The sequence below is a fragment of the Leclercia sp. W6 genome (genome assembly GCF_003336345.1).
Taxonomy (GTDB): domain Bacteria; phylum Pseudomonadota; class Gammaproteobacteria; order Enterobacterales; family Enterobacteriaceae; genus Enterobacter.
Genome location: NZ_CP031104.1, coordinates 4,910,813 through 4,931,193, shown reverse-complemented (window position 1 = coordinate 4,931,193; position 20,381 = coordinate 4,910,813). Strand labels below are relative to the sequence as shown.

The 20,381-nt window shown below is 53.0% G+C and carries 15 protein-coding genes, 1 other RNA gene and 2 pseudogenes; 9 read left to right on the top strand and 9 right to left on the bottom strand.

Annotated elements, in window-relative coordinates; genetic code table 11:
• Positions 1-114: 114 nt before the first annotated feature.
• Positions 115-1,476 carry a signal recognition particle protein gene (ffh, locus tag DVA43_RS24320; protein WP_103180786.1) on the bottom strand — a complete coding sequence of 454 codons (1,362 nt, stop codon included), beginning with the start codon at positions 1,474-1,476 and terminating at the stop codon, positions 115-117.
• Between the two features lie 166 nt (positions 1,477-1,642).
• Between ffh and DVA43_RS24315 the strand changes: the two genes are divergently transcribed.
• Both DVA43_RS24315 and DVA43_RS24310 read left to right on the top strand, forming a co-directional pair.
• Positions 1,643-2,434, top strand: coding sequence for an inner membrane protein YpjD (locus DVA43_RS24315; RefSeq protein WP_103180787.1), 792 nt, complete (start codon positions 1,643-1,645; stop codon positions 2,432-2,434).
• Positions 2,435-2,452: 18 nt separating this feature from the next.
• Entirely contained in the window at positions 2,453-3,739 is a 1,287-nt protein-coding gene (locus DVA43_RS24310; RefSeq protein WP_103822532.1) for an HlyC/CorC family transporter, read from the top strand.
• A 53-nt stretch (positions 3,740-3,792) separates the two neighbouring features.
• Here DVA43_RS24310 and grpE read toward each other — a convergent pair whose 3' ends face one another.
• Positions 3,793-4,404, bottom strand: coding sequence for a nucleotide exchange factor GrpE (grpE, locus tag DVA43_RS24305; protein WP_147271049.1), 612 nt, complete (start codon positions 4,402-4,404; stop codon positions 3,793-3,795).
• Positions 4,405-4,525: 121 nt separating this feature from the next.
• Between grpE and nadK the strand changes: the two genes are divergently transcribed.
• From nadK to bamE, 3 genes are all read left to right on the top strand, one after another.
• The gene (gene nadK / locus DVA43_RS24300) at positions 4,526-5,404 is read left to right on the top strand and encodes an NAD(+) kinase (RefSeq protein ID WP_103822534.1); all 879 of its coding nucleotides are present in this window, start codon (positions 4,526-4,528) and stop codon (positions 5,402-5,404) included.
• 85 nt (positions 5,405-5,489) lie between these two features.
• Positions 5,490-7,151: a DNA repair protein RecN gene (gene recN / locus DVA43_RS24295; RefSeq protein WP_114317036.1), complete on the top strand. Its 1,662-nt coding sequence runs from the start codon at positions 5,490-5,492 to the stop codon at positions 7,149-7,151.
• A gap of 151 nt (positions 7,152-7,302) precedes the next feature.
• Positions 7,303-7,644, top strand: coding sequence for an outer membrane protein assembly factor BamE (gene bamE, locus DVA43_RS24290; RefSeq protein ID WP_114317035.1), 342 nt, complete (start codon positions 7,303-7,305; stop codon positions 7,642-7,644).
• A gap of 96 nt (positions 7,645-7,740) precedes the next feature.
• Here bamE and DVA43_RS24285 read toward each other — a convergent pair whose 3' ends face one another.
• Both DVA43_RS24285 and DVA43_RS24280 read right to left on the bottom strand, forming a co-directional pair.
• Positions 7,741-8,028, bottom strand: a complete 288-nt coding sequence (locus tag DVA43_RS24285) for an RnfH family protein (RefSeq protein WP_168194457.1) — start codon at positions 8,026-8,028, stop codon at positions 7,741-7,743.
• Complete coding sequence (locus DVA43_RS24280; RefSeq protein WP_197080107.1) at positions 8,018-8,455, bottom strand: type II toxin-antitoxin system RatA family toxin; 438 nt, start codon at positions 8,453-8,455, stop codon at positions 8,018-8,020. Before DVA43_RS24280 ends, DVA43_RS24285 begins: the two co-directional genes overlap by 11 nt.
• 156 nt (positions 8,456-8,611) lie before the next feature.
• On the opposite strand from DVA43_RS24280, the gene smpB reads away from it, so the two are divergent.
• Together smpB and ssrA are read left to right on the top strand one after the other, a co-directional pair.
• Positions 8,612-9,094 carry an SsrA-binding protein SmpB gene (smpB, locus tag DVA43_RS24275; RefSeq protein WP_103180795.1) on the top strand — a complete coding sequence of 161 codons (483 nt, stop codon included), beginning with the start codon at positions 8,612-8,614 and terminating at the stop codon, positions 9,092-9,094.
• 90 nt (positions 9,095-9,184) lie between these two features.
• Positions 9,185-9,548, top strand: a transfer-messenger RNA (tmRNA) gene (ssrA, locus tag DVA43_RS24270).
• A gap of 223 nt (positions 9,549-9,771) precedes the next feature.
• Here the strand turns inward: ssrA and DVA43_RS24265 are convergent.
• Positions 9,772-11,040, bottom strand: coding sequence for a Y-family DNA polymerase (locus DVA43_RS24265; RefSeq protein ID WP_114317034.1), 1,269 nt, complete (start codon positions 11,038-11,040; stop codon positions 9,772-9,774).
• 1 nt (position 11,041) lies between these two features.
• A complete protein-coding gene (locus tag DVA43_RS24260; protein WP_114317033.1) occupies positions 11,042-11,461 on the bottom strand; it encodes a translesion error-prone DNA polymerase V autoproteolytic subunit in 420 nt (139 codons plus the stop codon).
• 609 nt (positions 11,462-12,070) lie between these two features.
• Here DVA43_RS24260 and DVA43_RS24255 point away from each other — a divergent pair.
• Both DVA43_RS24255 and DVA43_RS24250 read left to right on the top strand, forming a co-directional pair.
• Positions 12,071-12,767 (top strand): annotated as a pseudogene (locus DVA43_RS24255) (IS1 family transposase).
• Between the two features lie 33 nt (positions 12,768-12,800).
• Positions 12,801-14,168, top strand: coding sequence for a glycosyltransferase family 2 protein (locus DVA43_RS24250; protein ID WP_114317032.1), 1,368 nt, complete (start codon positions 12,801-12,803; stop codon positions 14,166-14,168).
• Positions 14,169-14,197: 29 nt separating this feature from the next.
• Here the strand turns inward: DVA43_RS24250 and DVA43_RS24245 are convergent, their stop codons facing one another.
• From DVA43_RS24245 to DVA43_RS24235, 3 genes and pseudogenes are all read right to left on the bottom strand, one after another.
• Complete coding sequence (locus DVA43_RS24245; RefSeq protein WP_114317031.1) at positions 14,198-16,855, bottom strand: tail fiber domain-containing protein; 2,658 nt, start codon at positions 16,853-16,855, stop codon at positions 14,198-14,200.
• A gap of 54 nt (positions 16,856-16,909) precedes the next feature.
• Positions 16,910-19,998, bottom strand: a pseudogene (locus DVA43_RS24240) (host specificity factor TipJ family phage tail protein).
• Positions 19,995-20,375: a CHAP domain-containing protein gene (locus DVA43_RS24235; protein ID WP_114317030.1), complete on the bottom strand. Its 381-nt coding sequence runs from the start codon at positions 20,373-20,375 to the stop codon at positions 19,995-19,997. The pseudogene DVA43_RS24240 and the gene DVA43_RS24235 overlap by 4 nt, the downstream one beginning before the upstream one ends.
• Positions 20,376-20,381: the final 6 nt, after the last annotated feature.

The following is a 20,381-nucleotide window of genomic DNA, read 5'->3' as shown; positions in this document are numbered from 1 at the left end:
AGCCAGTTTAGTTCCGGCGTGCGCGCAGAAAGCGGAGCGTACACGTAGTACGTGAGCATTTCGAGCACACCCCGGAGCTAAAATGGCAAACAAGATAGCCTTATACCCTTGTTTTTAGCGGCCAGGGAATCCTGGGGGCATCATGCCTTTCATGCCGCGCATCATCTTGGCCATGCCGCCCTTCTTCATCTTCTTCATCATGCGCTGCATGTCGTCGAACTGCTTCAGAAGACGGTTAACGTCCTGAACCTGCATCCCACAACCCGCCGCGATACGGCGTTTACGGGAGCCTTTGATGATTTCCGGCTTCGCGCGCTCTTTCAGCGTCATGGAGTTGATAATCGCCTCCATACGCACCAGGACCTTGTCGTCCATCTGCGCTTTTACGTTATCCGGAATTTGCCCCATGCCCGGCAGCTTGCCCATCAGGCTCGCCATACCGCCCATGTTTTTCATCTGGCGCAGCTGCTCCAGGAAGTCGGTCAGATCGAAGCCGTCGCCTTTTTTCAGCTTGGAGGCCAGCTTCTCGGCCTGGGCACGGTCAACCTTGCTCTCGATATCTTCGATCAGCGACAGCACGTCGCCCATGCCGAGGATACGGGAGGCAATACGGTCCGGGTGGAACGGCTCCAGCGCTTCGGTCTTTTCGCCGACGCCGAGGAACTTGATTGGCTTACCGGTGATATGCCGAATAGAGAGCGCCGCACCGCCGCGGGCGTCGCCGTCCACTTTGGTCAGCACCACGCCGGTTAACGGCAGCGCTTCGTTGAAGGCTTTTGCGGTATTGGCCGCATCCTGACCGGTCATGGCGTCAACGACAAACAGGGTTTCTACCGGGTTGATCGCGGCATGCACCTGTTTAATCTCGTCCATCATCGCTTCGTCAACGTGCAGACGACCGGCGGTATCCACCAGCAGCACGTCAAAGAACTTCAGCTTCGCCTCTTTCAGCGCCGCGTTCACGATATCGATCGGTTTCTGTCCGACATCGGACGGGAAGAACTCCACGCCAACCTGTTCAGCCAGGGTTTCCAGCTGTTTGATCGCCGCCGGGCGATAAACGTCGGCAGAGACGACCAGCACTTTTTTCTTGTGCTTCTCGCGCAGGAATTTACCCAGCTTACCGACGCTGGTGGTTTTACCCGCACCCTGCAGACCCGCCATCAGCACCACTGCGGGTGGTTGCGCCGCCAGGTTCAGGCTCTGGTTCTCTTCGCCCATCGCCGCAACCAGTTCGTTACGCACGATTTTGACGAACTCCTGACCCGGGGTCAGGCTCTTATTCACTTCATGGCCAACCGCTTTCTCTTTTACGCGGTTGATGAAATCACGGACGACAGGCAGCGCGACGTCTGCTTCGAGCAGCGCCATACGCACTTCGCGCAGCGTCTCTTTAATATTGTCTTCGGTAAGGCGTCCACGGCCGCTGATGTTGCGCAGCGTGCGCGACAAACGATCGGTTAAATTATCAAACATTGTCTCTCGCCTGGGGTAGAAACGTTAGGTCGCTGGCGCGACACGTACACAGAATTTTGCCGGAGTATAACATGAAGGCGCCTTTGTTGTTATGCAACGGTTGGAGCACGCCTCACGTAACGTTATACTGCATCTCTTTCTTATCAGGACAACTGTCGACACCTATATGCCTGTTTTCGCTTTGATCGCCCTCGTCGCGTACTCTGTCAGCCTTGCGCTGATCATTCCTGGCCTGTTACAAAAAAACAGTGGCTGGCGGCGAATGGCTATTTTGTCGGCGGTCATCGCGTTGATAAGCCACGCTTTTGCGCTCGAAGCGCGCATTTTGCCGGGCGACGGTAGCGGGCAGAACCTGAGCCTGCTTAACGTCGGCTCGCTGGTCAGCCTGATGATCTGTACGGTGATGACTATCGTGGCGTCGAAAAATCGCGGCTGGCTGCTGCTGCCCATTGTCTACGCCTTTGCGCTGATCAATCTGGCCTTTGCCACCTTCATGCCGAACGAGTTTATTACTCACCTTGAGACCACCCCGGGCATGATGGTGCATATTGGCCTGTCGCTGTTCTCTTATGCCACGCTGATTATTGCCGCGCTGTACGCGCTCCAACTGGCCTGGATTGACTACCAGCTCAAAAATAAAAAGCTGGTCTTCAGCAACGAGATGCCGCCGCTGATGACCATTGAGCGTAAGATGTTCCACATCACCCAGGTTGGCGTAGTATTGCTGACGCTCACGCTGAGCACTGGCCTGTTTTATATGCACAATCTCTTCAGCATGGAGAATATCGACAAGGCCGTGCTCTCCATCATCGCGTGGTTTGTCTATATTGTCCTGTTATGGGGCCATTATCATGAAGGCTGGCGCGGTCGCCGCGTGGTCTGGTTCAACGTGGCGGGTGCAGGCCTCCTGACCCTTGCCTATTTTGGTAGCCGCGTCATCCAGCAATTTGCCGGCTAAGTAACAAAGGAGTTCCCCCTGGAACACATCTCCACTACCACGCTGATCGTTACCCTGATCGTCATGGTGGTTATCTCCGCCTATTTCTCCGGCTCGGAGACCGGCATGATGACGCTCAACCGCTACCGGTTACGTCATCGCGCCAAACAGGGTAACCGTGCCGCTCGCCGTGTAGAAAAACTGCTGCGTAAGCCAGATCGTCTGATAAGCCTGGTGCTTATCGGCAATAACCTGGTCAACATTCTCGCCTCCGCACTGGGCACCATTGTCGGCATGCGTCTCTACGGCAACGCCGGGGTCGCTATCGCCACCGGGGTGCTGACCTTTGTGGTGCTGGTCTTTGCTGAAGTGTTACCGAAGACCATCGCAGCCCTCTATCCTGAGAAGGTCGCCTATCCCAGCAGCTTCCTGCTGGCGCCGTTACTAATTCTGATGATGCCGCTGGTCTGGCTGTTGAACGGCGTGACGCGCGTGCTGATGCGGATGGTGGGCATTAAAGCGGATGTGGCAATCAGCAGTGCGCTGAGCAAAGATGAATTGCGCACCATCGTGCATGAATCGCGCTCGCAAATTTCCCGCCGTAATCAAGATATGCTGCTGTCAGTGCTGGATCTGGAGAAGGTGAGCGTGGACGACATCATGGTGCCGCGCAATGAGATCGTCGGTATCGACATTAACGACGACTGGAAAGCGATTGTCCGCCAGCTGACCCACTCCCCGCACGGCCGCATCGTGCTGTACCGTGATTCGCTGGACGATACCATCAGCATGCTGCGCGTGCGTGAAGCATATCGTCTGATGACCGAGAAAAAAGAGTTCACCAAAGAGGTGATGCTGCGCGCGGCGGATGAGATTTACTACATCCCGGAAGGGACTCCCCTCAGCACCCAGCTGATTAAATTCCAGCGCAATAAAAAGAAAGTGGGTCTGGTGGTCGATGAGTATGGTGATATTCAGGGCCTGGTGACGGTAGAAGATATTCTGGAAGAGATTGTCGGCGACTTCACCACCTCCATGTCCCCTACTCTTGCCGAAGAGGTTACGCCGCAAAACGATGGCTCGGTGCTGATTGACGGCAGCGCGAACGTCCGTGAACTCAATAAAGCCTTTAACTGGCAGATGCCGGAAGAGGAAGCCCGAACCATCAACGGTATGATTCTGGAAGCGCTGGAGGAGATCCCGGCAGCAGGCACGCGGGTGCGGATTGGTCAGTACGATATTGATATCCTGGACGTGCAGGACAATATGATTAAGCAGGTCAAGGTCGTGCCGGTTAAACCGCTGAGGGAGAGCGTCGCAGAGTAAACTGTTGTAGGCCGGGTGAGGCGACGCCGCCACCCGGCACTACGGGAGGCCAATTACGCCTTTGCTTTCGCCACGGAGACCATCGCCGCGCGAATGGTACGACCGTTCAGGGTATAGCCTTTCTGCATCACCATCAGCACGTTGCCGGCAGCCACGTCCTCAGATTCCACCATCGCAATGGCCTGATGCACGTTCGGGTCCATCGGTACGTTGGTATCGGCAACCACTTCCACGCCGAACTTCTTCACCACGTCGAGCATGGATTTCAGCGTCAGTTCAATCCCTTCAACCATCGGTGCCATATCCGGGTTCGCTTTATCCGCTACTTCCAGCGCGCGATCCAGGCTGTCGATAACCGGCAGCAGTTCGTTGACAAATTTTTCCAGCGCAAATTTATGCGCTTTTTCAACGTCCAGCTCGGTACGGCGACGCAGGTTTTCCATTTCTGCTTTGATACGCAGGATGCCATCGCGCTCGCGGTTCTGGGCCTCAGCTAACTGCGCTTCCAGATTCGCAATTTTTTCATCGCGCGGATCCACCTGCTCAGCACCAGCCTCAGCCTCAGCCTCAGCCTCAGCCTCTACAGCCTCAACCTCTTCGTGCTGCTCCGTGATAATTTCTTCCGGGGCTTGCCCCTCAGGCGTTTTCTGTTCTTTACTACTCATGAATTTCTCCGCGTTTTTCTGCATTCAACTCGCTAACTTCGCTTATTATGGGGATCAGTTTCCGGGATTCAAGGGAACAAGCCACATTGTCATCATTCATTCGCACAAGGACCTTCAGAAAATGAGCAACCATTTCAAGTGTATTGGAATTGTCGGTCATCCACGTCACCCTACTGCGTTGACGACACATGAAATGCTCTATCGCTGGCTGTGCGCCAAAAATTATGACGTGATTGTGGAACAGCAAATTGCTCAGGAGCTGCAGTTAACAAACGTTAAAACCGGCACGCTGGCGGAAATCGGACAGCAGGCCGACCTGGCCGTGGTGGTCGGTGGCGACGGCAATATGCTGGGCGCCGCCCGTACCCTCGCCCGTTACGATATTAAAGTCATTGGCATCAACCGTGGCAACCTGGGCTTTTTGACCGACCTCGATCCAGATAATGCCCAGCAGCAGCTCGCCGACGTGCTGGAAGGCCACTACATCACTGAAAAACGCTTTTTACTGGAGGCGCAGGTCTGCCAGCAGGATTGCCAGAAGCGGATCAGTACCGCTATCAACGAAGTGGTGCTGCACCCGGGCAAAGTGGCGCATATGATTGAGTTTGAAGTCTATATCGACGAAATCTTTGCCTTCTCGCAGCGCTCCGATGGGCTGATTATTTCGACGCCGACCGGCTCGACAGCCTACTCGCTCTCGGCGGGCGGCCCGATCCTGACGCCTTCGCTGGATGCCATCACCCTGGTACCGATGTTCCCGCATACCCTTTCAGCCCGCCCGCTGGTGATTAACAGCAGCAGCACCATTCGTTTGCGCTTTTCCCACCGCCGCAACGACCTGGAGATCAGCTGCGACAGCCAAATCGCGCTGCCTATTCAGGAAGGTGAAGATGTGCTGATCCGCCGCTGCGATTATCACCTGAATCTTATTCACCCTAAAGACTACAGCTATTTCAACACATTAAGCTCCAAGCTCGGCTGGTCGAAAAAATTGTTCTGAAATAGCATCCAGCACTTTACTGTATAAAAAACCAGATTATACTGTACACAAACACAGTTATGGTTTTTCATACAGGAAAACGTTTATGCTGGCACAACTGACCATCAGCAACTTCGCCATCGTTCGTGAGCTCGAAATTGATTTCAACAGCGGTATGACGGCTATCACCGGCGAGACCGGGGCCGGTAAATCTATTGCGATTGACGCGCTGGGGCTCTGCCTTGGTGGTCGTGCTGATGGCAGCATGGTGCGCGCCGGTGCCAGCCGCGCCGATCTGTGCGCCCGTTTTTCCCTCAAGGACACTCCCGCCGCGCTGCGCTGGCTTGAAGAAAACCAGCTTGAAGATGGACGTGAGTGCTTACTTCGCCGTGTTCTCAACAGTGATGGCCGCTCCCGTGGCTTTATCAACGGTACCGCGGTGCCGCTCTCCCAGCTGCGCGAGTTGGGCCAGCTGTTAATCCAGATCCACGGCCAGCATGCCCATCAGCAGCTTATCAAACCTGAACAGCAGAAATCGCTGCTCGACGGCTACGCCGGTGAGTCTGCGCTGATGCAACTGATGGCTGCCCACTATCGTCAGTGGCATCAAAGCTGCCGTGAGCTGGCGCTGCATCAACAGCAGAGCCAGGAGCGTGCGGCCCGCGCCGAACTGCTGGCCTATCAGTTGAAAGAGTTAAACGAATTCAGCCCGCAGGCGGGCGAGTTTGAGCAGATTGACGAAGAGTACAAGCGCCTGGCCAACAGCGGCCAGCTGCTCTCCACCAGCCAGCAGGCGCTGAATTTGCTGGCCGATGGCGAAGATGTGAACCTGCAAAGCCAGCTGTATGCCGTACGCCAGCTCGTGACCGAACTGGCCGGTATGGACAGCAAAGTCTCCGGCATGCTCGATATGCTGGAAGAGGCGGCGATTCAGATCTCCGAAGCCAGCGACGAGCTGCGCCACTACTGCGAGCGACTGGATCTGGATCCTAACCGCCTGTTTGAACTGGAACAGCGTATTTCGCGTCAGATCTCCCTCGCGCGCAAGCACCACGTTTCACCTGAAGAGTTGCCCAATTTTCACCAGTCCCTGCTTGATGAGCAGAATCAGCTCGACGATCAGGCCGACTCGCTGGAGACCCTCTCTCTGGCCGTCAGCGTCCATCATAAGCAGGCTCTGGAAACAGCGACGCAGCTGCACAACGTGCGTCAGCGCTATGCTCAGGAGCTGAGCCAGCACATCACCGAGAGCATGCATCTGCTGTCGATGCCCCACGGCGTCTTCACCATTGATGTCAAGTTCGAAGCCAACCACCTGACGGCTGAAGGCGCAGACCGCATTGAATTCCGGGTCACCACCAACCCGGGGCAACCGCTGCAGCCTATCTCCCGGGTCGCCTCGGGCGGTGAGCTGTCGCGTATCGCCCTGGCGATTCAGGTGATCACCGCGAAGAAAATGGAAACCCCGGCGCTGATCTTCGATGAAGTGGACGTTGGTATCAGCGGCCCGACCGCGGCGGTGGTTGGTAAACTGCTGCGTCAGCTTGGCGAGTCCACCCAGGTAATGTGTGTGACCCACCTGCCGCAGGTTGCCGGCTGTGGCCACCATCACTTCTTTGTCAGCAAAGAGACCGATGGCGAGATGACCGAAACGCATATGCAGCCGCTGGACAAGCGCGCCCGTCTGCAGGAGCTGGCGCGTCTGCTGGGCGGCAGCGAAGTCACCCGCAATACGCTGGCGAATGCGAAAGAACTGCTGGCTGCGTAAACTTTTTCGGTATCTCAGGGTCATACAGAACAATAAAAACGCCGACAGACCGGCCGCCAGAGGTTTTAATGTGGTGAAAGGTCTATTATCATCGGCATATTACATATGAGCCGTCGCGTATTGCCCGGGCCCGAAAAGGAATCAAATCACTATGCGCTGTAAAACGCTGACCGCTGCCGCAGCGGTTCTTCTGATGATGACCGCAGGCTGCTCCACGCTGGAAAAAGTGGTTTACCGCCCTGACATCAACCAGGGGAACTATCTCGCACCTAATGATGTGTCTAAAATTCGCGTCGGTATGACGCAACAGCAGGTCGCTTATGCCTTGGGCACACCGATGATGTCCGATCCATTCGGCACGAATACCTGGTTCTACGTCTTCCGTCAGCAACCGGGCCACGAAAACGTGTCGCAGCAGACCCTGACACTAACTTTCAACAGCAGCGGCGTTCTGACCAATATCGACAACAAACCAGCGCTCACCGACGAGTAAGGTTTCAGAAATGCAAAAGGTGCTCAATGAGCACCTTTTTTGTTTTCTCGCGCTGCCTGTAGCCCCGGTAAACGCAGCGCCACCGGGGAAACCCGCTTATTTAGCCGCTTTCTCCGCACGCTGACGACGCAGCTCTTTAGGATCGGCAATCAGCGGACGGTAAATCTCGACCCGATCGCCATCTTTCAGGGTATCGGTTAGCTTCACCGGACGGCTGTAAATGCCGACTTTGTTTTTCGCCAGATCGATGTCGCTTCGCAAGGTCAGCAGGCCAGAAGCATGGATCGCCTCTTCAACGGTCGCCCCCTCTTCCAGCGTAACGCGCTGCAGATACTGCTTTTCCGGCAACGCGTAAGCCACTTCCACCACGATCTCAGGCTGCACTGTAGACCTCTTTGGCGCGCACGGTGAACGCCTGAACCATATTGGCCGCCAGCTCTTTGAATATGCGGCCAAACGCCAGCTCAATCAGGGCGTTGGTAAACTCGAAGTCGAGATGGAATTCGATCCGGCAGGCATCGGCACTCAGCGGAACGAACTTCCATCCACCCATCAGTTTTTTGAAAGGACCATCCACCAGATGCATCAGAATACTCTGGTTATTGGTCAGCGTGTTACGGGTAGTGAACGTTTTGCTGATCCCGGCCTTGGAGACATCCACTGCCGCCGTCATTTGCGTCGGGCCTGACTCCAGCACGCGGCTCCCGGTGCACCCCGGGATAAACTGCGGATATGACTGTACGTCATTCACTAACTGGTACATCTGTTCCACACTGTAAGGGACAAGCGCAGTACGACTAATCTGAGGCATAACATTTTTCCTGATCAAACAACCAACAAATAATAACATTTATCACCTGTTAAAAAAACGCTGAGCCTTATCTCATGCTAATATAGCGCGTTAGACCTCACAGGACGCAATGAGGTGACTTTTTGACATCAGATTACCTACGGCTTTACGACACTTATGACGAAGAAAAAAGCACATAAACCTGGCTCGGCAACCATTGCGCTCAACAAGCGTGCCCGCCACGAGTATTTCATCGAAGAAGAATTCGAAGCTGGCCTTGCGCTGCAGGGCTGGGAAGTTAAATCGCTGCGCGCGGGTAAAGCCAACATCGGTGACAGCTACGTGATCTTTAAAGATGGCGAAGCCTTTCTGTTTGGCGCGAACTTTCAGCCGCTTACGGTTGCTTCTTCTCACTACGTTTGCGATCCGACCCGCACCCGTAAACTGCTGCTGAACAAACGTGAGCTGGATTCGCTCTTCGGGCGTATCAACCGCGAAGGTTACACCGTGCTCGCCCTGTCGCTGTACTGGAAGAACGCCTGGTGCAAAGTGAAAATCGGCGTCGCAAAAGGTAAGAAGCAGCACGACAAGCGTAACGATGTGAAAGATCGCGAGTGGCAGGTCGATAAAGCGCGCATCATGAAGCACGCAGGCCGTTAATTTCCGGATACTTATTGAGCGATTCAATAAGTTAGCGTTCCGGGGTGGTAACCGGTCTGCAAATTCTGGTATACTTGCTGTAACACTATTGGGGCTGATTCTGGATTCGACGGGATTTGCGAAACCCAAGGTGCATGCCGAGGGGCGGTTTGCCTCGTAAAAAGCCGCAAAAAAATAGTCGCAAACGACGAAAACTACGCTTTAGCAGCTTAATAACCTGCTAAGAGCCCTCTCTCCCTAGCTTCCGCTCTTAAGACGGGGATCAAAGAGAGGTCAAACCCAAAAGAGATCGCGTGGAGGCCCTGCCTGGGGTTGAAGCGTTAAAACTAATCAGGCTAGTTTGTCAGTGGCGTGTCCGTCCGCAGCTGGCCAGCGAATGTAAAGACTGACTAAGCATGTAGTACCGAGGATGTAGAAATTTCGGACGCGGGTTCAACTCCCGCCAGCTCCACCAATCATGATTGGACGGTGATAGGACATCACCAGCAATAACAGGAAGTTAGCAGTCTCAGCAGGACACCGACCAGACGGTGAGGGGACAAAAAAGGATACGCAAAGGAGCCGCGGCTCCCGAGTGATAAGAAGCCCGCTGATGCGGGCTTTTTTTATGGGAGACGTTTCTTCTTTATGCAACTGCTACGCGGCAGTGCACCCGATAGTTTCGCTGTTGTTGGTTATCAGCGCACGATCAGCAGATCAGAAAATCTCGTCGTGTAACGAGGCGAAAGCATATCCCGCTTCATCTGCCACTGCTGCTGTATTCCCTGTCCGGCAAAAAAAAGAGTACCCTTTCCGTCTTTTGCGTTGAGACGATCAAGAATATCCATCAGTTTCTCACTGTTATGCCGTGGCGCAGCGTCGTCGAACAGGTTCAGCTGCGCAACACCCTGACTGAAAAAGTCACCGAGCATTACTCCCGCTTTCTGATACCGGTGTCCGTCACGCCAGATATTGTCCAGGCAGCGTACTGCGGCCTTGATGATATCGCGAGTATCCTGTGTTGGCGTCAGCAGTTTCACGGATACGCTATTCCCGTAATACGGCTCATTGAGCGCGAATGGTGAGGTTTTCACGAAGGCGGAAATATACCGGCAGTACTGGTGCTCACTGCGCAGTTTCTCCGCAGCGCGCGCTGCATGGCTGCAGATCGCCTGGTGCATCTGCTCGTATTCCATTACTCGTTCACCGAACGATCGCGAACAGACGATTTCCTGCTTGGCTGGTGCGAACTCTTCCAGTCCTAGACAAGACTCGCCGCGTAGCTCGCGCACAGTGCGCTCGAGCACCACATTGAAGTGCTTCCGGATAACCCAGGTGCTTTGCTCTGAGAGATCGAGAGCGGTTTTAATACCCATGGCATTAAGTTTTTTGCTAATACGGCGTCCTACGCCCCAGACATCCTTGACGGAAACGAGAGACATTAACCGGCGCTGCCGATCCACATTTGATAAATCGACCACGCCACCAGTCTGCCGCTGCCACTTCTTCGCTGCATGATTCGCCAGCTTCGCCAGGGTTTTAGTCTGAGCAATGCCAACGCCGACGGTCAGATGCGTATTCTGCAAAACCGTCGCACGGATCTCCCGACCAAAATCTTCCAAGTTCCTGCAGTTTCTCACGCCTGTCAGGTCACAAAATGCCTCGTCGATACTGTAAATTTCCACGCGGGGGCATATGAGCTCCAGCGTAGTCATCACACGGTTCGACATATCTGCGTACAACTCGTAATTGCTGGAAAAGGTGGCAACGTTATAACGCCGGAACAAATCCCGCTGTTTAAAGAACGGTTCGCCCATTGTTATCCCAATCTGCTTGGCCTCAGCACTGCGTGCAATAACGCACCCGTCATTATTCGAAAGGGCGACGACAGGCCTTCCCTTTAAGTCGGGTCTGAACACCGTTTCGCATGAAGCATAAAAGCTGTTCACATCCACCAAGGCAAACATATCAGCTTGTTGATTTAACGATGTACGTCACCACCCCGAAGACATCCAGGGTTTCCTCGCTGCCCACTACGATCGGTGAATAGGCACTATTCATGGGATTCAGCTGCACCGTCGGGCGCAGTTGCAGGCGTTTAACGGTAAACTCGCCGCCTACCGCTGCAATGACAATATCGCCGTGTTCAGCCGTTCTGGAACTGTCCACTACCAGCAGATCACCGTCACTAATGCCCGCCTCCATCATTGAGTCACCCGCTGCTTTAACAAAATATGTTGCGCTGGGATGCTGGATCATCAGTTCGTTTAAATCGATGCGCTGCTCAACATAATCCGCCGCCGGGGACGGAAACCCACACTGAACAAGACTCGCGTAAAGGGGTAGCGCGACAATGACGCGCAATTCTGCTGGCGTGTAAAATTCCATAAACAACCACTCCTGATTTATACTGTTTTTATATACAGTAGTTTTAAAGACGGTACAGATCAAGTAGCAATGCAACTGTCATATCCGTGCATTACTTTGTACTGAGAAGGCCAACATCAGGAGAGCGTATGATAACTGCACTGTTGACAGGCGGCATCCTTGCCGTGTTTATTGTCGGTCTGACGGTATTGTCTGCTATGCAGGATGTGAAGGATGATTACTGAGACTCGAGCCTGGCGACTCGCTCCTCCAGGCTGTCATACTGCTACATGCAGGCTATCCCCTGCTAATCTCTCTTGGAGGTTCGAGTAAAACGGCCTAGCTGGCTTAATTAGTGCCTCTATCGTATCAAACTTTTAATACCATCTCAAAATAATAACCATTAAAATAATTAGCAAGCATCGTTTTTAGCGGAAAAAATGCAAGACATTTAAAAATTTAATAGTTACCATGATGAGAGTCAAAGTTTCTTATAACCTATTTAATAAAATGAACCTGTTTATATAACTTAATACTGCATGTCATTTTATTTTAGAAAAACAGTAGAGGGATGTGGTAATGCTGCCAACTTACTGATTTAGTGTATGATGGTGATTTTAAGGTGCTTGCGTGGCTTCCATTTCCATCAGATGTCCCTCCTGCTCCGCTACTGAAGGCGTGGTGCGTAACGGCAAAAGCACTGCCGGACATCAGCGCTATCTCTGCTCTCATTGCCGTAAAACATGGCAACTACAGTTCACTTACACCGCCTCTCAGCCCGGTACGCACCAGAAAATCATTGATATGGCCATGAATGGCGTCGGATGTCGCGCCAGTGCACGCATTATGGGCATTGGCCTCAACACGGTTTTACGTCACTTAAAAAACTCAGGCCGCAGTCGGTAACCTCGCGCATACAACCGGGCAGTGATGTGATTGTCTGCGCTGAAATGGACGAACAGTGGGCTACGTCGGTGCTAAATCACGTCAGCGCTGGCTGTTTTACGCGTATGACAGGATACGGAGGACGGTTGTGGCGCACGTCTTCGGTGAACGCACTCTGGCCACACTGGAGCGTCTTCTGAGCCTGCTGTCGGCCTTTGAGGTCGTGGTATGGATGACGGATGGCTGGCCGCTGTACGAATCACGCCTGAAGGGAAAGCTGCACGTTATCAGCAAGCGTTACACTCAGCGCATTGAGCGACATAACCTGAATCTGAGACAACATCTGGCAAGGCTGGGACGGAAGTCACTGTCGTTCTCAAAATCGGTGGAGCTGCATGACAAGGTCATCGGGCATTATCTGAACATAAAACACTATCAGTAAGTTGGAGTCATTACCGAGGGATGTTAATTAAGAATGGACACGACTAATAACTCAATTAGTAGCAGTCAGTTTCAAAACAAACTTGATGCCGAAATTCATCACGACACAGATGAATCACAACATCTTCAATCATTATTAAAAATAATAACTAATTCATTCTCCAAAGAGAAAGAGAATGTTTTATTAAGGAAGAAATGGATTTATAAAAATACATGTTGCGTCTTAGATTTTTACTATCGCGGCGTAAAATTCGCTTTTGATTTCACGCCAAAAGATAATCACTTGATAGATCTTTCATTTGTTATAAGAAAGAGAAACACTTCTGCTTCCGGCGGAACTACCCATGAACCATTATGTTTAAGTAATACGCTGGAGGAATGCTTGTTAATCGCGAAAAGCAAACTCAATGAAGTCATTACTCAAACTGACATTAACACACCATTCGATGTAACCGTAGTTGTGCCCGTTTATAACAGAGAGAAATTAATACTCGGGTGTATAGAGTCATTAAACAACCAGACATTGGACAAGTCTAAATTCGAGATAGTTTTTGTTGATGATTATTCAAAAGACAAGACAGTTTCCGCCATTGACTACCACATCCAAAAAGATGTTAATTACAGAATAATTAGAAGAAATGTTGGCTCTGGCAATGCATCAACACCTAGAAATGAAGGCATTAAAGCAGCGCAAGGACGTTATATTTTCTTTTTGGATTCTGACGACAGAATTGATGAAAAGCTTCTTGAAAATGGTTTGTTAATCGCAGAGAAAAATGACAGTGACATTGTCTACTTCAAAATCGTTGCAGATGGTGACAGAGAGGTACCGCTCAGGCCGTTCAAAAATAAAATTGTCGATAAGGCAGATATTACGGAACATCACTTAATGCGATCATTGACAGTATTCAAATTTTTTAAATTATCAATGCTTAAGCAGCATAACATTCTTTTTAACCCTCAGATTACTGTTGCAGAAGATAAGATTTTCATGGTTCACGCATTAACGGCTGCTAATACAGTTTCAATTCTTGCTGATCGGGATTATCATACCCTATGCTTTCATGGTGATGATCATTTATCGCGGAGAAAATTCCCATTAGGTGATAGATTTTTCATCCTCAACACCGTATTAACCAATATATATTTTTGCGACAAACCAGAGAGTGAGAAGCGCAAGCTATATAATGGGTGGTTGGTTATCTGTTTGGAAATGACAGAAAAACTGTGTAAAAAACTTGGTCGTAACAACGAAAGGCTGATTAGTTTCTTTACTATGCTCTCCTCTTCATTTTCCCTGTACTCCTCATATATTGATGAAGAAATGATTTATGAAAAACAAAAAAAATTTATAACAGCATTCATGGGAAACGACATTCATGCTTTTTGTGATTTAGTATAAGTTAAGCCCGGCAGAGACCGGGCGTGTATTTAATTACCCTCGAGCAACGACAATCTAGAGTGTATATCTGACATGCATGCGAAATAATTCTGGTGTAGTGCTTGCATGGCGAGGAACATCAATTCATCTGTACGAACTGACAGTTTTTCCCCTGCAGGCGTTATCAACCTTTTTTCACCAGTATCATATTGCTCCTCATCAATCACCTCTTCGGTTTGCTGCGTCTCTTCATCAATGATGACTTTACGTTTCAAGTAACGCTTTGCATAAACAGTCTCGTACTCGTTATCCCATCTTTCATAACAAAGGATGCCATAAGCAAACGCATCAAGCCCTTCAGCCTCAAACGCAGTCTGGATGTCTTCTGCAATTATTCCTATGTGGTAGCGTGCGTCATCGCCTTTTTCCGCATAGGCCGCCTTCATCCTGAATTTTTTTATGAGAAGATATACAGCCAGGCCGACACGCAACTCGGCATCGCTAAGCGAAGTTTCATCCTGTTTATATTCGCGACTACAAGTCACTATTGGGCTATTGGCTATGTATATGTTTCGAACGGCGTTTGCAGATGTACCAATATCGTATGCATTCGCACCAGATGGACGCCAGTGGCCTGCCTCAGTGAGCACCCAGCGATCGCCATAAGCACCGGCGGCAGTGGTAGTGCCAAAGTACAGAGCGGTTGGTACAGCGTCAGCCGTTGGAGCTGCCATAACGTTACATTTAATGTGTGCGGCCTGAACCAGCTTGGTTCCGGTATCCCCTGCCCACACTCTCGTACCGAGCCTGTCACCGGCCTGCACCGCGCCAAACACATCAGATGAAACCTGCCCCGATCGTGATTTCAGGAGAATCGAACGAGGTCCTTCGGCGGCATTATCATGGCGTGATGCCCATGAGTTGCTCATGCCTTCAGAATCATTAGACGCTAACTGAATACCACCAGTAATACCGCCATCCAGAAACAGAACTGGATTATCACGGTTGGTCTGAATACCTTTGCGGGTGGGTTGAACCGTCCAGTGAAAGGTATCATTCCATTCTTTGACACCGTATTTATAATTTGGCGAACCGGCCCCATGAAGCCCTGTTTTGCTGGCGACTGAACGACTGGCCTTGCTCTGAACGACTGATCCTGAACAACCCAGGTCGAAAAGATACACATTCTTGCCATTCTCGAGCACTCCGATCGGGGTGCAAATGCCGATAGTCAGGACATACCCGGCCTCGGTCTTGATAACCGTCAGCGATTCTGGCTCTTTGTAAACCGGTGTTCCGGTATTATCGGCGATGGCCTCAGCGTCACCCACAGTTGTGATATCGACGCGCTCAACGAAGCGCCCCGTCAGTTCAAACACGTAAATGAAATTACTCATCCCCGTGTAGGTGTGAGATTCGAGAATGTAGATGAACGTGCCGTCGCAGGCGATGCTTTGTGTGAGCGAATCCGCAGAAGGCTTCTGGTAACTGAATTCGACCAGGTAATCTTCGCTGTAATCCGTTTTCGTCGCCCGGTTGGCCCACATGACTTTCAGGTCGAATACTCTCACCGTGCAGGTTAACCCGTCCGCCGCAATTTTTTTGGCGATGAGGTAATTCTGGCAGGAGGACACCGTAGGCGTTGAACTTGCGCTATCAGTTGATGCAGGGAATACCTGCCATGTCGTGAAACCGGACGTTACGTTATCTGTTGTGCCGGTATAACTGAGGATATTTTCCATCGATACGCACTGATCGGCTGCACCATCCTGATAGGGTTTCGATGTCCACAGTACCGGGCTGCCGTCAGGAAGGTGATGACAGCCAAGCCCCTGATGCCCTAGTTCAACCGAGCGAGTGCGGTCATACGAGCCAAGCTCACCGGCGTTTGTCACGGCGAATGCATTAATGCAGTATCCCAGCGCGGTTGTCGACGAAAGCGTAAATATTTTGTCGTTGATTTCATCATAACAGCACCCCTGGATGACAGCAAAGATCCCCCCGGCACCCTCCGTCCTGCGCAGAGTATGCCGTGCGTTATATGTTTTTGGCATCCCGGAGTGAACAAGGGGTAGTTGCTTGTCTCGGGCTTTCAGGTCGCCAATCGCAATGCGATGACTACCAGTTCGCAGGAATGAGCCATTGATGTAATTATTTTTGGTAAAGCTCTTTGTCACAGCAAATGACCGGCCGCCCAGGTCGATAACACGCCCGGTTGTTTCTGTCTCCAGGAGCTCAAACGCCGCAGTGTCGTCTGTCGCACCATCCCCTGCTGCCCCGTAATAAAGGGGAGACAAGTTCACCATTTCATTAACGAATAATGTCTGGCGTAATGCCCCATCCCCGACGCTGACAAAGTGCGATTGATCCGTGCCCCACGATGCGGAATCTGTTCCGCTTGTGGTAAACGGAATGCTCGTAAGCGCGGTCAGCTTCCAGAGCTCTCCATCGTAACGTATCAGCTGGTTATATTCGTCGATGGTCAGCGGGCCATCTTCATAATCCCCAATAACCTTATAACCAGAGTTCTGAATGAACAGGTTGAAGCGCTGTTCCATGCCCCGTAAGGTCGTTCTGCTGCGCCCGAACCTGTCCATCCATATAGCTGAAGTAATACTGTTAACTGCAATGTCCAGGTTATGGGCATTAGCGAATAATACATACGGACTTGTTGAACCCAGCGGCTCTTTAGATAAGTCGATTGTCATGCTCACTCCGGGCATAAAAAAACCCGCCGAAGCGGGTTATGAATTGTCTCAACTCTACGCGACATCGCCGGGGTAGCTGGCGTCATCGAACTGATATTTACCGGGATGGTACTGAATAGCCGATACGCTGCTGGTACCGTCGCTGCCGGGCGTTATCTCCCCGACCAGCGCGTCGTATCCGACCCGGGATGACGAGCAGAACAGCAGGCGCGGCGGCTCAATGTACGGACTGTCCATCTCCCATTCTTCCGGCGCCAGCGCGGCGCTGTAGGGAATACGCAGGGTGTAATCATCGATTCGTGTCGGAACCTGCAGCCCCGACGCCCTGCCATCCTGGTGGCGGATCACCACGCGCGGATTTGAAAAGCTCCAGTCCGGCGGTTCGCTGAGCGTCAGCGTGATCGCTGCGTTGTCCCAGTTCATGTCCGTTATCAGGCAGCTCAGCGTCTGGTTGCCGGGGATGTCGTCAGTGAGGATGATACGGTCCATAAACTGGTAGCAGAGCGCATCCATTTCGGTTGAGGTGGTGTGCTGCAGCCGCTGCAGCTGGTAGCCCAGCAACCGGCGCATGCCAATCCGGTATGCCCGGTCCTGATCCACCACTCCCTCCAGTTTGTAATTCTCCACCTTCAATGGTGTCGGATTTCCGGAATGCCGGCACTGAACGGTTTCTTCAGCCCATGTCGTGCCGTTGATATAGGTGACATCCACACCGTCATAATCATCCTGGCTCGGTGCCTTGAATGCGGTCTGCAGTTCTTCGGTGGTCTCCTGGGGGTGATCATCCCGGTCCAGTTTTTCACCCCTTCCCGGCCGGCGGACACCAGACCATCTGACAGCAGGAAATACCCCATCCCCGCCCCGGTGATGATTTTCAGCACCTCCAGCGCCGATTTGCTGTCGCCGGTTGCCCAGTCGAACGTCTCCCCGCGCGGCGTCCACCAGGTTTGCTCAAGCGCATCAATAGCGGCACGGTCAATCTGATCAGAACGAAAGCCGAGAGATTCCAGGACGTGGTACAGCGCCCCGCTGATGCTCCGTGAAGGATGCCCGTTATAAAGCCGGGTCGGGATGGCGTTGACGCGACGGTCCGACTGGGCCGCCAGACGGTTGCCGGTGCGCACCGTCATCGCCAGGGTGGTCACGCCGGCGTAGCTCCCCGGGCGCTTACTCAGGCGCGAGCGCATCGCCTGCCAGTAAAGATTATTTACCGTTCTCGACCCGCCAATTTTCGTTGTCCGCCGCACGCGGACTTCATACTGAGCAGCGGCCAGACCACTGATGCGCCGGGTATAACCGTGACCGTCAGCAGTTTTGTTGGTGAAGTTATAAACCACCTGCGACCAGGTACCTGCAGAGGCGGCATTGCGGTACTGAACCAGAACCCGCACGGTGTGTGACTGCGGATCCCCGTTCTTTTTGTACTGGATGTGGCCGTTAGGGAAGATGAAGTTGTTTTCGATGGCCGTCGTCGTCTCTCCGTCAGGACAGGCAAGGAAAGGACCCAGCCAGGCGTAATCATCGTTAACGCCGGTGACCTGAGAATCAAGCAGCGTGCGCTCTGTGAATCCAGGCCACGACGCGTCAACGGTGACAACATCATTACCACCAGCGTCCTGGGTGACGATCACCCGCTCAACCGTAATGGTCTGGTCATCGATATCGGTAATGCGGAACTGGCCGTCGGCATAGCCGATCCCGATACGCTGGATACCATCAGGAATACCGGTGAACGGCTTACCGGATGCGCCGTTGTACGCCAGGGTGATATGCGCCTCAACCGCCGCAGTTCCGCCCGTTGATGCCACGCCCACAACATCAACCGGGGCGCTGCCGAAAACCGAAGCAGGAAGCGCGCTGTGACTTATCGCGCCGCCGGCGAAAGGACTGCTCTCTTCGGCAATTTGCAGGCGGCCACTATTATCAATCGCCACCAGGCCAGAGCCTGTTAACTGATTTGAAATAGTATTAACCAACCCGGACATGGTGACGTAGCTGGTGATGAGCGAGATCGGATACGTCGTGCCCTTCCAGCCGATCGTGAACGTGACCGGCGTTGCCGTGAAATCGTAGGTGGTGGGCGCGGCACTGGCAGTTATGCTGGCCGTCAAACCACCCACACCGGGCACCGCAGGAACGCCAGCTGCGTAACTGGCGATAAACAGATCGTAAGCTGACTCGTTAAACGCCACTGACACAGGCATCCCGACAACCGGGGCCAGTTCTTCGACATCTCCATAAATCACGCTGTAGCCGCCGGAGTTGATGACCCGGTATGAATTTGGTGCCACGACACTGACCACAGTACCGACCACCCAGGCCGCCGGGATCTCCGTCTCCCCGTCGCTGGCGCTGGCCGCGATCAGGGTAATGGTGTTTCCGCTGACCAGAATGGCGTCAGAGATAATGCTCACCGTCTGAGGCCCCGTTGAACCGAGATCGAGCCCAGCCGTCCCAGACGTTGTATTACCCACCTCGCCGCTGTTAAACCAGTTCTCGGAACGGCTGTCAGCTAAGACGCTCGCCCCCGGAGGATAGATGGTGGCGCTGACATCACTGCCGAACGCTGATGTGGGGGTGGAGCCGATCTTTAACGCCGATGCAGGGAGCGCCATGTCACCCACGCCCACGCATAAAAACATGCTGGTCGAGTATTTTTTGGGGTCAGCGGAATCGAAGCGGCTGACAGGCTGGACGATGTAATCCGGCCACACCTTGTAGCGGCCAAACACCTCGCGAATGGGATCGCCCAGCCTGGCCATGTTGGCTTTTGCCGGGTTCAGCTCCAGTTGGTCACCATTACTCGGCTGGCTCGCACCGCCAGTCTGCATGGTGCTCATCATGTAGATGGAGTATGCGGCAGAGGCTACCGCCACGCTCACGGCGATCCACAGCGCGATTTCCGCACCGGTACCGTAGGGAACCGGGTACATCCGGACATCGCTGTCAGGGCGAATGACACACAGTGCCCACTCTGCCGGCGGCACCGGAACGCCGTCCATTTCAACCGCAACGGGGTGCTGCTGCTCCGGAGTCCATCCCTCAACGTTCTGTGCTAACCAGGCGCTGAGTGTCAGGATTTCATGATGGTGGGTTTCCAGAGGTTCGCCGGGCAGCCGGGACGGGTAGATTCGTATCGTCACTGATAATACTCCACACGGACAAAGCGGCGCGCGAACCGCGCCAGCGGCAGAAAGGTCACGTTAGTGCGGGGATTGCATTCGGCGGCATGCAGCACGCCGTCAATCTCCACGACGATCGCGACATGCGTCACCACAGAGCCGGAGTAACAGGCAATGCCCGCGCCCGGCGCAGGATCGCAACGTTGCAGGTCGGTCATCAGCCCGCGCGCCTCCCGGTCGAGGCCGTTATCGTCTTTTGTGACCCCGGTGAATTCAGGCCAGGGTTTCAGGCCCAGATCGCGCCGAATTTCGTTAACGATGCCAAAACAGTCGAGCGCAGGGAAAGCGCGCCCGCCTTTCAGCCAGGTGACTGAACGGTATTTGTCAGGATTAAACATGATGAT

What these genes read in the sequence shown, in the direction of transcription:
- ffh (WP_103180786.1), bottom strand. Translation starts at nt 1,476, where the DNA reads ATGTTTGATAATTTAACCGATCGTTTGTCGCGCACGCTGCGCAACATC.
- DVA43_RS24315 (WP_103180787.1), top strand. Translation starts at nt 1,643, where the DNA reads ATGCCTGTTTTCGCTTTGATCGCCCTCGTCGCGTACTCTGTCAGCCTT.
- grpE (WP_147271049.1), bottom strand. Translation starts at nt 4,404, where the DNA reads ATGAGTAGTAAAGAACAGAAAACGCCTGAGGGGCAAGCCCCGGAAGAA.
- nadK (WP_103822534.1), top strand. Translation starts at nt 4,526, where the DNA reads ATGAGCAACCATTTCAAGTGTATTGGAATTGTCGGTCATCCACGTCAC.
- recN (WP_114317036.1), top strand. Translation starts at nt 5,490, where the DNA reads ATGCTGGCACAACTGACCATCAGCAACTTCGCCATCGTTCGTGAGCTC.
- bamE (WP_114317035.1), top strand. Translation starts at nt 7,303, where the DNA reads ATGCGCTGTAAAACGCTGACCGCTGCCGCAGCGGTTCTTCTGATGATG.
- DVA43_RS24280 (WP_197080107.1), bottom strand. Translation starts at nt 8,455, where the DNA reads ATGCCTCAGATTAGTCGTACTGCGCTTGTCCCTTACAGTGTGGAACAG.
- smpB (WP_103180795.1), top strand. Translation starts at nt 8,612, where the DNA reads ATGACGAAGAAAAAAGCACATAAACCTGGCTCGGCAACCATTGCGCTC.
- DVA43_RS24265 (WP_114317034.1), bottom strand. Translation starts at nt 11,040, where the DNA reads ATGTTTGCCTTGGTGGATGTGAACAGCTTTTATGCTTCATGCGAAACG.
- DVA43_RS24260 (WP_114317033.1), bottom strand. Translation starts at nt 11,461, where the DNA reads ATGGAATTTTACACGCCAGCAGAATTGCGCGTCATTGTCGCGCTACCC.
- DVA43_RS24250 (WP_114317032.1), top strand. Translation starts at nt 12,801, where the DNA reads ATGGACACGACTAATAACTCAATTAGTAGCAGTCAGTTTCAAAACAAA.
- DVA43_RS24245 (WP_114317031.1), bottom strand. Translation starts at nt 16,855, where the DNA reads ATGACAATCGACTTATCTAAAGAGCCGCTGGGTTCAACAAGTCCGTAT.
- DVA43_RS24235 (WP_114317030.1), bottom strand. Translation starts at nt 20,375, where the DNA reads ATGTTTAATCCTGACAAATACCGTTCAGTCACCTGGCTGAAAGGCGGG.